The organism is Methylomagnum sp. (genome assembly GCF_054333355.1).
In genome coordinates this window covers 1-9,369 of sequence record NZ_JBTEKS010000156.1, presented here as the reverse complement: position 1 = coordinate 9,369, position 9,369 = coordinate 1, and the positions used below count along the sequence as shown (strand labels likewise).

The following is a 9,369-nucleotide window of genomic DNA, read 5'->3' as shown; positions in this document are numbered from 1 at the left end:
GATGGGCAAGGAAGCGCAAACCGTGGCCCTGTGGGAGAAGGCCGACGCGCTCAAGCCCGACGTGGATTTCCTGTTCCGGCACATCTACCGGCAAACCGCCATCAACCGGAACGACAACTACCGGGAACTGGTGGAACGCCTTAAACCTTCCGACCGCGGCGAGAACGACGCCCGGATGCTGTTCAAGGCCACGGCAACCGGCTGGGACAAGGCCGCGTAAGCCAGCGCCCGCGCCCACGGTGCCAGGAAGGGCAGGGAAAGCCCTCACCGCTGGCCCAGTCCGAAAAAACAATGTCCGTGCGGAAGTCCATCATTGAGCGCCGCGCCTAAATTCACCGCGCCGCCAAACTTCCACGCCGCCCGCATCACGCGGTCTTGCGGAAAGTCGCCCGTATCACCGTCGCCTCGCTCATCAAGCCGTCCAAATGGTCAGCCCAAGCGGCAAGCATCTTGGCCCGCTGCTCCCGATACTCGGCATGGGAATACACCCCGCGCAAGCCCCGGATCGCGTGCGCCAAAGCCGCTTCAATCACATCGGCGGGATAACCCATCTCATGCAGATGAGTGGACGCGGTATGGCGATGGTCATGGATGTGGTAGTCATCCAGCCCACAGGCCGCGCAGATGGCCCGATGAACCCCGCCCAGATTGTTCCCGTCCATAGCCCGCGCTGGGTCGGTACGCATCGGGAAAACCCACGCGCTGCCACCCGCTAAGGCACGGAGTTCCAGGAACATTTCCAGCGCTTGCGGTGGCAGGAAAACCCAATGCTCCCGCTTACCCTTCATCCGCGCCGCCGGAATCACCCACTCCCCGCGCTCCAAGTCGATCTCACTCCAAGCCGCGCCCGCCAGTTCGTTCAACCGCAACCCCAGCATCAGCAACAGGTTCAAGCCCAGCTTATAGCCGCGATAGCAAGACGATTGATAAAGCTCCGCCAGATAGCGCCGGATTTCCTGCGCCCTCAAATACCGGACCCGCTTCTTGCGTGTGCCGATGCGCTTGGGGGCAATCGCCGCCGCCACGTTATGCGGAAGCCAGCCATGTTCCACCCCATAATCCAGGATGCGCCGCATCGCCCCATGGGCTTCCAGTGCCGCCGCCTCGCCCTTCCGGCTCCGCAAGTCGTACAGCGCCAGCCGCAGCCCATCCACCGCGATTTCCTCCACGGGGACCGCGCCGAACGCCGGGATCAAATGCCGCTGAATGACGCCCCATGGCTTCGAGGGGTCTTTCCAGTTCCGTACCAGCCATTCCGCCCGGTAGCGCTCCGCCGCCTCGGCAAAGGTCAAGCGGTTCTCCCGTGCCCGCGCCGCCGCCTTGTCGGCCTCGGCCTGTGCCTTCGGGCAAATGCCCTGCCTCACCAACTTGCGGGTGGCCTGGTGCTTCTCCCGCGCTTCCGCTAGCGACAGGTCGGGATAGTGGCCCAAGCGTAGCTTTACCTTCTTGCCTTCGACGCGGTACTCGTACAGCCACACCATTTCCCCGCCAGACCGAACGACCAAGGACAAGCCCTGCCCGTCGGCAAGCTGGAAATCCTTGTCGGCTGGCTTGGCTTTTTTGCTTATGAATAAATGGGTTAGCTTCATTTTGTCCCCGCGTTTTGAGGGTGCTTGTCCCCGGATCATAACTCAGGGACAAATCCGGGGACAAATTGAGCCGGATTCAGGAGGATTTCAGCGGACTTTAATGGACAAGAAAAAGGCCGCAAGCCTTGATTTCTCTAAGACTTGCGGCCCTTCTCGGACCTTAGCGGATTACGCTAGGCATTACAGGCTGTAGTACAGATCGTACTCAACCGGATGGGTGCTCATGCGCAGGCGGGTCACTTCCTCCATCTTCAGGCCGATATAGGCGTCGATCATGTCGTCGGTGAACACGCCGCCCTGGGTCAGGAACGCGCGGTCAGCATTCAGCGCGTCGATGGCCATATCCAGCGAGTAGCAGACCTGCGGAATGGCTTTCTCCTCTTCCGGCGGCAGGTCGTACAAGTCCTTGTCCATGGCGTCGCCAGGATGGATCTTGTTCTGGATGCCGTCGAGACCGGCCATCAGCATGGCGGCGAAAGCCAGGTACGGGTTGGCGGTGGAGTCCGGGAAACGGACTTCGATGCGGCGGGCCTTCGGGTTCTGCACGTAGGGCACGCGGATCGAGGCGGAACGGTTGCGGGCGGAGTAGGCCAGCATCACCGGGGCTTCAAAGCCCGGCACCAGACGCTTGTAGCTGTTGGTGGAAGCGTTGCAGAAGGCGTTCAGGGCTTTGGCGTGCTTGATGATGCCGCCGATGTAGAACAGCGCGGTTTCAGACAGGCCGCCGTACAGGTCGCCGGTGAACAGGTTCTTGCCGTCCTTCGCCAAGGACTGGTGGACGTGCATGCCGCTGCCGTTGTCGCCGACCAGGGGCTTCGGCATGAAGGTCGCGGTCTTGCCGAAGGCGTGGGCGACGTTCTGGATGACGTACTTGAGAACCAGCACTTCGTCGGCCTTCTTCACCAGGGTGCCGAACTTCACGCCGATTTCGCACTGACCGGCGGTCGCGACTTCGTGGTGATGCACTTCGACCACCAGGCCCATGTCCTCCAGGGTATTACACATGGCGGAACGCAAGTCCTGCATGGAATCGACCGGCGGCACGGGGAAGTAACCGCCCTTGATGCCCGGACGATGACCGATGTTGCCGTCTTCGTAGACCTTCTCGGAGTTCCAGCCGGCTTCCTCGGAATCGACCTTGTAGAAGGAACCCTGCATGGAGGTGCCCCAGCGCACGTCGTCGAACACGAAGAATTCGTTCTCCGGCCCGAACAGCGCGGTGTCGGCGATGCCGGTGGACTTCATGTAGGCTTCGGCGCGCTTGGCGATGGAGCGCGGGTCGCGCTCGTAACCCTGCATGTCGGCGGGCTCGATGATGTCGCAGCGGATGATGAGGGTAGGGTCGTCGAAGAACGGGTCCATGACGGCGGTGCTGGCGTCCGGCATCAGGATCATGTCGGACTCGTTGATGTGCTTCCAGCCGGCGATGGACGAGCCGTCGAACATCTTGCCGTCTTCGAACATGTCCTCGTCCACGGTGCTGGCGGGGATGGTGACGTGCTGTTCTTTGCCCTTGGTGTCGGCGAAGCGCAGATCGACGTAGCGGACATCCTTGTCTTTGATCAACTGTAATACTTCTTGTGGCGTCATTCTTATCTCCTCAGTGGAAGGCTAGGGTTGGAAAAAACTCAATCGAGTCAACAAACAAGATTCATACCAGTCCTTGTAACGGTCGATAAGCCAAACCTGTTATCAAGGTGCAATGGCGTCCCGTCCGGCCATGCACCACCCTCGACCACCACCGCGCCATTACAGCGCGGCACCATCCAGAAATCCTCGTATCGCCGCGATGCCCTGCGCACCATGCCACTTGGCTTCCGCCGTGTCGGCGGGGGTCAGGCCACCCAGGGCGTATACCGGCAGCGCCGCCGGTTCCACCCAGGCGGCGAATTGTGCCCAGCCCAGCGGAACCGCCTCCGGGTGGGTGGCGGTGACTTGCACCGGACTCAGCACGGCGAAATCAGCACCGATCCGCTCGGCCTGCCGCAATTCCACCGGGCTGTGGCAGGACGCCGCCACCCAGAAGGATGCCTCCAGCGGCCTTTCCCTTAGCGCCAGCAATTGATCCGCCCGCAGATGCAGCCCCGCCGCGCCGGTTTGCCGCACCAGCGCCGGGTCGCCGTTCAGCAACAGGTCGATGCGGCGGGCGCGGCAGAATGGGGCGGCGTATTCCGCCAGCGCGGCATAGTGCCGCGAATCCAGCCGGCTGGCCCGCAGGCGGATCAGCCCCACCCCGGCGTCCGCCAAACGGTGCAGCCGGTCCCGCAGCCGCTCAGTGTCGGACGAGTCGGCGTCCAGAATCGCGTAATGATCCGGTAGCCGCGCCGCCGCCACGATGGGCCGATTGGCGGCGGGGAATTCGTAAGCAGGCAATTCATCCGGCGTCACCCAGCGGATGGGCTGGTCCTGCATCCCCTTCGCCTGGCCTTCGAACTTCTCCACCCGCCACACCTCCAGCCGCACCCGCCGCTCGGGGTAGTGATGGTGGATGCCGATCAGCGGCGTGGCTGCCAGGGTCTCGATGTCCAATTCTTCGCGGAGTTCGCGGCAGAGGGCTTGTTCAACGGTCTCGCCCGGCTCCAGCTTGCCGCCGGGGAACTCCCACAAGCCCCCCTGGTGGACATGGCCCGGACGCTTCGCGATCAGCACCCGGCCCGCGCCATCGTGGACCACACCGGCGGCGACATGCAGAGTTGGGGCTTCGGTTGGCGCTGGGCGGGGTGCGTGGGTTGGCGCTTGGCTGGGAGGCATGGAACGGATAGGGCGGGATGGAACTTATGTTTTGGGGCCGAACGACATTGCGGCGGCATTTTAACAAACCGTTTCGCGGCTGGCTTGCAATTCGCCGGTCAGCGGATGTTAGTTCCCTCTCGCGTCTGGGAGAGGGGGAAACGCTGGTCAGCGTCCGGCGCATTCCGGCGCATCCCGACGACCCAGGCAACTCGGCGCGGTCGCCCACTCTTGCACCCGCCAGGTTTGGGTGTCTAGCGTCCCTTCCGCCGTCTTCTCCAAGCGCTTGTCCAGTTGCGGGAAAAAGTCGAAGCCGGTCCGCGCCTCCACCTCATCGACCGTGGTCACGAAGCGGTCCAGGGGTTCCTTGCCCTGCACCGTCTGCGGAATTATAAAGGCCAGCATCTTGGGCGGGCCGTCGGCCACTGGCACCGCGAAAATCTTGTAGAACGCATCCGGCACCTCGACCCGGAACGACGAGCGCAGCCGCTCGGTGCGGTTGTCGAACACCGGCCCGTCCACCACCCACAGCTTGCCGAACAGCGGTGCCAGCCGGTCCAGTTCCACCTCTTCCAGCCGCTCCCAGACCCGCTGGTTCAAGCCCTTGGTCTGCGGGGAGATATTGGTCATCAGGAAGCTGTTGGCCTGCCCGTCCCGGCCATACAGCACGCTGATAGCGTGGTTGGGTGCCAGATGGCCCCGGTCGAAGCCGCTCTTGTCGAAGTCGTCGTGGCCGATGCGGCTGAGGCTGCGCCAGTCGGCCTCGAAGCGGGACGGGCGCTTGAGGTGGGGGGCGTCCGGTGGCGGCGGGGCCAGGGCGTAAGTCACCCACAGCGGATTCCCGCGCAGCTCCGAATAGCCGACCAGAAAGCCGTGGTTGCGGAACACCCGGGTCCAGGTCAGGGGCGATTCCCAGCGGGCTTCCGGCAGGCCCAGATAGGCCATCTGCGGCCGGGCGTGCAGCGCTTCGTAGCCGTACCAACCGCCGCCAGCCAGCAGCGCGGCCAAGGCCAGGGTGGGATTCTTGCGGGCCAGCCGCCAGAACACGATGAAAACGATCCAAACAGAAAGGGTTTGACGCCGACTCACGATTGCGGGGACTGATGGCTCAAGGGGCGAGCAGACTATCGGAAAGAGGCGGGACAGGGCAACCGGCGGGGCCGATGAAGGGATGGGGTTGAGGCGGGAATTGCCCCTCTGGGGCGGATTATGAAGCGGGGGCCGTTGCCACCGGCCCGGCCCCCGCTTTAAGGCGAGCGCCTACGCGGCTTTAGAAGCCGCGACGGCCACCACCGAAGCCACGGTCGCCGCGATCACCACCACGGTCGCCGAAGCCACCGCCGCTGCGGCGCGGGCCGGAAGGACGGTTTTCCTCGCGGGGACGCGCTTCGTTGACGGTGATGGTGCGGCCAGCGAATTCGGTCTGGTTCAGTTGGTCGATGGCAGCCTGACCACCAGTGGGGTCCATGACCACGAAGCCGAAGCCCTTGGATTGGCCGGTGGCGCGGTCGGTGATGAGGTTGGCCGACTCCACGTCTCCGAAACGGGCGAACAAGCTGCGCAAGTCTTCCTGGGTGGTCTTGAAGGAAAGGTTGCCTACGTAAATATTTTTCATGCGAATAACTCCGTTCCGACGCGCTCCGCCGGAATCAAAACAAACGAAAATGGCCACCTGGGCCGATTGGACCTAAGCGAGTTACTTCGGAAGGGAACGGTACGGACTTCAAGAACGGAGCGGCAGTGAAGCTGGCTTCGCGAAGGGTGAACCCGACGCCGTGGAAGAAACTGGACAGGCGGGCGTACGGTAACATGGCCGTGTCGGTTTGCCTAATTATTTTTCCGTTGCAATTACCCGGCTTTTCGGTGCTTCAAAACCATGTCGAAATACCCTTTTAGACCGGCTTTTATTTCTCAGAACTTACACAACCTAGCGTTCGTGCCGAAGCACCGAAGCATGATCGGTAGGTTGCCCCGCCGCTCACCCTTCGATACCCCTATCCTGAGCGGCGTCGAAGGGTAAGGGCGAACGGCACATCTTTCGTATGTCAGGTTTCTTTTCAATACCCAACCCAATCATTTGGCTGCTTATCCAAATCGCGGGACCCGGCACCGCCAACCACCACCCGACCCCGCCGCCAAGGCCGAATCGCGCCGCCGTCTTCTAGGCTTGGCTTATATGGCGCTGGCCGGGATTCTATTCTCGGTGATGGGCGTCGGCGTGTATGCCGCGTCGCTGACCCAGATACCTGTGGCCGCGCCCATGGTGAGCTTCATCCGCGTCGCGGTGAACCTGCTGATTCTGGCCGTGCCCGCCCTGTTGCTGGGCGAGTTGCCCGCCCTGTTCGGTGACCGCCGGTTTTCCCTGTGGCTGCGCGGCTTGTTCGGCGGCGTGTCGCTGATCCTGTCCTTCGCCGCCATTCAGCGGATTGGTCCCGGCGAGAGCGCCTTCCTCTCGGCCAGCAGCGGCGTGTTCGTGGCGGCGCTGGGTCCGTTTGTGCTGGGGCAGCGGAACTCGGCCTGGGTCTGGGTGGCGATTGGCGGGGCACTGGCGGGATTATTCCTGCTGTTTCAGCCCCGGCTGGAAGCGACCGATTTTTTGGGCCGCCTCATGGGACTCACGTCCGGCCTCCTCGCCGCCCTGGCCTATCTGATGGTGGCGCGGGCCGGGCGCAGCAATCCGCCTAGCACCGTGGTGTTCTACTTTTGCTTTGTGGCGGCCTTGCTCCATTTGGCCTATTTTGCTTGGCACGGCACCGGCTTGCCCGTGGGCTGGGAAGCCTGGGGCTGGGTCTTGCTGGCGGGGCTGTCCGGCAGCGCCGCCCAGTTGTACATGACCCGCGCCTACCAAATGGCACCCGCCGCCCTGGTCGGGGCCGTGGCCTACATCGGCCCGGTGATGAGCGTGGCTTTCGGCGTGCTGCTGTTCGACAAGGTGCCCGACCGGGACGCACTGCTCGGCTGTGGCTTGGTACTGCTGTGCGGCGTGTTGCTGCCGTTCCTGGCGGCGCGGCGGGCGGGTCGCTAGCTTGGTTGTGGCGCGCCCGGTCAGCGGGTCTCCAGCCGGTAATCGCTGTAGAACCGCCAGGTGCGGATGATGACCAGCACGTCCGCCTCCTGCCGCAACTCGGCGGGGAACGGCGAAAACGGGGACGCCAGCCGCACGATGCGCTCGGCGGCGTCATCCAACACCTGATGGCCGGAGGAATGGCTGATTTTGATATTTTGGATCGAGCCGTCCGGGTTGATGCCCACCGACATGACCAGGGAGCCGGACAGCTTCTGGCGGCGGGCTTCGTCGGGATAATTGAGATTGCCGATCCGCTCGATTTTTTGCTGCCAGGCGTGTTCATACGCGGCGGCCTTGTACTTGTGGGCGTTCACCGAGTTGATGTGAACGATACGCGGGTGGTGGGTATCGGTTTCGTGGCTTTGGCTCAGCGTGGCGCTGACTTCGGTGATCTGCTGGCTCAGCGTCTCGGCGGACAGCTTGGGAAGCTCCGGCTGGGGGCGGTCTTCCTCGCCATCGTCCGCGACGACCTTCTTCGGCGATTTTTCCTGCACCAGCACGGGCTTGCGCCGGGCCTCGCGCACCGGCGTGGGAGCCACCGCCGCCCGCTCGACCTGTCGCCCCACGCCCTCGCGAGGCGGCGGCGCGGTTCTGGGCAGGGCTTTCTTCTCCCCTTCGTCGCTGCCGACTTGGTTCTCCTGGGCCAGAAAGTCGGCCTTTTTCGGCGCGACACGGGAAGCCGACTGGATCAGGGTGATGTCCAGCGACTTCCTGATTTTCTCAGGCTTGGGCATCTCGAAATTGACGCCGAGAATCAACGCCGCATGGATCAAGCCAGCGATCAGCAGCGCGATCAGGAAGCGGTCGGAAACGGCTTTTTCGCTGTGCATTGGGAAAGTGGCGAGTGGGTTATAAGCGTCGGGAGCGGACGCGGCCATGTCAAGCCTTTCCTCACTAATCACTCGCCGCTAACCACTGGCCACTTTCTTCTCAATATGGTCCATCAGCACGGCGCTGATGTTCAGGCCGAACAGCTTGTCGAGTTCCTGCACGCAGGTCGGGCTGGTGACGTTGACCTCGGTGAGATAGTCGCCGATGACATCCAGCCCCACGAACACCAGCCCCCGCTCTTTCAGGCTGGGTCCGACCTGCTCGGCGATCCAACGGTCACGGGCGGTCAATTCGCGGCCTTCGGCCCGGCCACCGGCGGCAAGATTGCCCCGGCTTTCGCCCTGGGCCGGAATCCGCGCCAAGGCATAGGGCACCACCTCGCCGTTCACCACCAGGATGCGCTTGTCGCCGTCCACGATTTCGGGGAGATAGCGCTGCGCCATGACGAAGCGGCTGTTGTGCCGGGTCATGGTCTCCAGAATGACGCTCAGGTTCGGATCATTCTCCGCCACCCGGAAAATCGAGGCGCCGCCCATGCCATCCAAGGGCTTCAGCACCATCTCGCCCTGCTCACGCAGGAACTCCCGGAGCTTCTTGGCTTCCCGCGCCACCAAAGTGGGCGCACAACAATGGGCGAACCACGCCGTGAACAGCTTCTCGTTGGCGTCACGCAGCGAGCGCGGCTTGTTGACCACGTAGACGCCCCGGTTCTCGGCGGCTTCCAAGAGATAGGTGGCGTAAATGTATTCCTGGTCGAAGGGCGGGTCTTTGCGCATCAGCACCACGTCCAGATCGTCCAGGGGCGCGTCGCGCTCGTCGTGGAAATGGAACCAGGACAGCTCGTCCCGCTCGACGCTGAGCCGCCGCATCCGGGCGTAAGCCCGCCCGTCGCGGAGATACAAGTCGTTGAGTTCCATGTAGTGGAGTTCGTAGCCCCGCGCCTGGGCTTCCAGAAGCATGGCGAAGCTGGTGTCCTTGCGGATTTTGATCTTGTCGATGGGATCCATGACGATCCCGAGCTTTAGCGTCATCGTGAAGTTTCCTGCCTGAAACCGGGGCGTAGCTTGACTTTGAAACGAGGATTCATTTATAAAGCGTGGTTTTTCTGTTGCAGCCCAGGCGAGTAGAGGTTAATCATGTCCAGAGTATGCC

General features: G+C 63.1%; 9 protein-coding genes. 2 read left to right on the top strand and 7 right to left on the bottom strand.

Translation table 11 applies throughout. From position 1 onward, the window contains the following. A partial coding sequence (locus ACXWUF_RS12805) for a hypothetical protein (protein WP_458495060.1) occupies nt 1-220 on the top strand: 220 nt, incomplete at its 5' end. A gap of 145 nt (nt 221-365) precedes the next feature. Here the strand turns inward: ACXWUF_RS12805 and ACXWUF_RS12800 are convergent. The 5 genes from ACXWUF_RS12800 to ACXWUF_RS12780 form a co-directional block, all read right to left on the bottom strand. Beyond that, complete coding sequence (locus tag ACXWUF_RS12800; RefSeq protein ID WP_458495059.1) at nt 366-1,589, bottom strand: tyrosine-type recombinase/integrase; 1,224 nt, start codon at nt 1,587-1,589, stop codon at nt 366-368. Nucleotides 1,590-1,769: 180 nt separating this feature from the next. Next, entirely contained in the window at nt 1,770-3,179 is a 1,410-nt protein-coding gene (gene glnA / locus ACXWUF_RS12795) for a glutamate--ammonia ligase (protein WP_458495058.1), read from the bottom strand. Nucleotides 3,180-3,338: 159 nt separating this feature from the next. Next, nucleotides 3,339-4,340 carry a Nudix family hydrolase gene (locus ACXWUF_RS12790; protein ID WP_458495057.1) on the bottom strand — a complete coding sequence of 334 codons (1,002 nt, stop codon included), beginning with the start codon at nt 4,338-4,340 and terminating at the stop codon, nt 3,339-3,341. Nucleotides 4,341-4,487: 147 nt separating this feature from the next. Next, nucleotides 4,488-5,408, bottom strand: coding sequence for a DNA/RNA non-specific endonuclease (locus tag ACXWUF_RS12785; protein ID WP_458495056.1), 921 nt, complete (start codon nt 5,406-5,408; stop codon nt 4,488-4,490). A gap of 181 nt (nt 5,409-5,589) precedes the next feature. Continuing rightward, on the bottom strand, nt 5,590-5,934 hold the full coding sequence (locus ACXWUF_RS12780; RefSeq protein ID WP_458495055.1) for an RNA recognition motif domain-containing protein: 345 nt from the start codon (nt 5,932-5,934) through the stop codon (nt 5,590-5,592). Between the two features lie 462 nt (nt 5,935-6,396). On the opposite strand from ACXWUF_RS12780, the gene ACXWUF_RS12775 reads away from it, so the two are divergent. Further along, nucleotides 6,397-7,344, top strand: coding sequence for a DMT family transporter (locus tag ACXWUF_RS12775; protein WP_458495054.1), 948 nt, complete (start codon nt 6,397-6,399; stop codon nt 7,342-7,344). 20 nt (nt 7,345-7,364) lie between these two features. Here the strand turns inward: ACXWUF_RS12775 and ACXWUF_RS12770 are convergent, their stop codons facing one another. Beyond that, nucleotides 7,365-8,264 (bottom strand): energy transducer TonB, encoded by a 900-nt coding sequence (locus ACXWUF_RS12770; RefSeq protein ID WP_458495053.1) that lies wholly within the window; start codon nt 8,262-8,264, stop codon nt 7,365-7,367. A 30-nt stretch (nt 8,265-8,294) separates the two neighbouring features. Beyond that, nucleotides 8,295-9,248 carry a glutathione synthase gene (gene gshB, locus ACXWUF_RS12765; protein WP_458495052.1) on the bottom strand — a complete coding sequence of 318 codons (954 nt, stop codon included), beginning with the start codon at nt 9,246-9,248 and terminating at the stop codon, nt 8,295-8,297. Between the last annotated feature and the right edge of the window lie 121 nt (nt 9,249-9,369).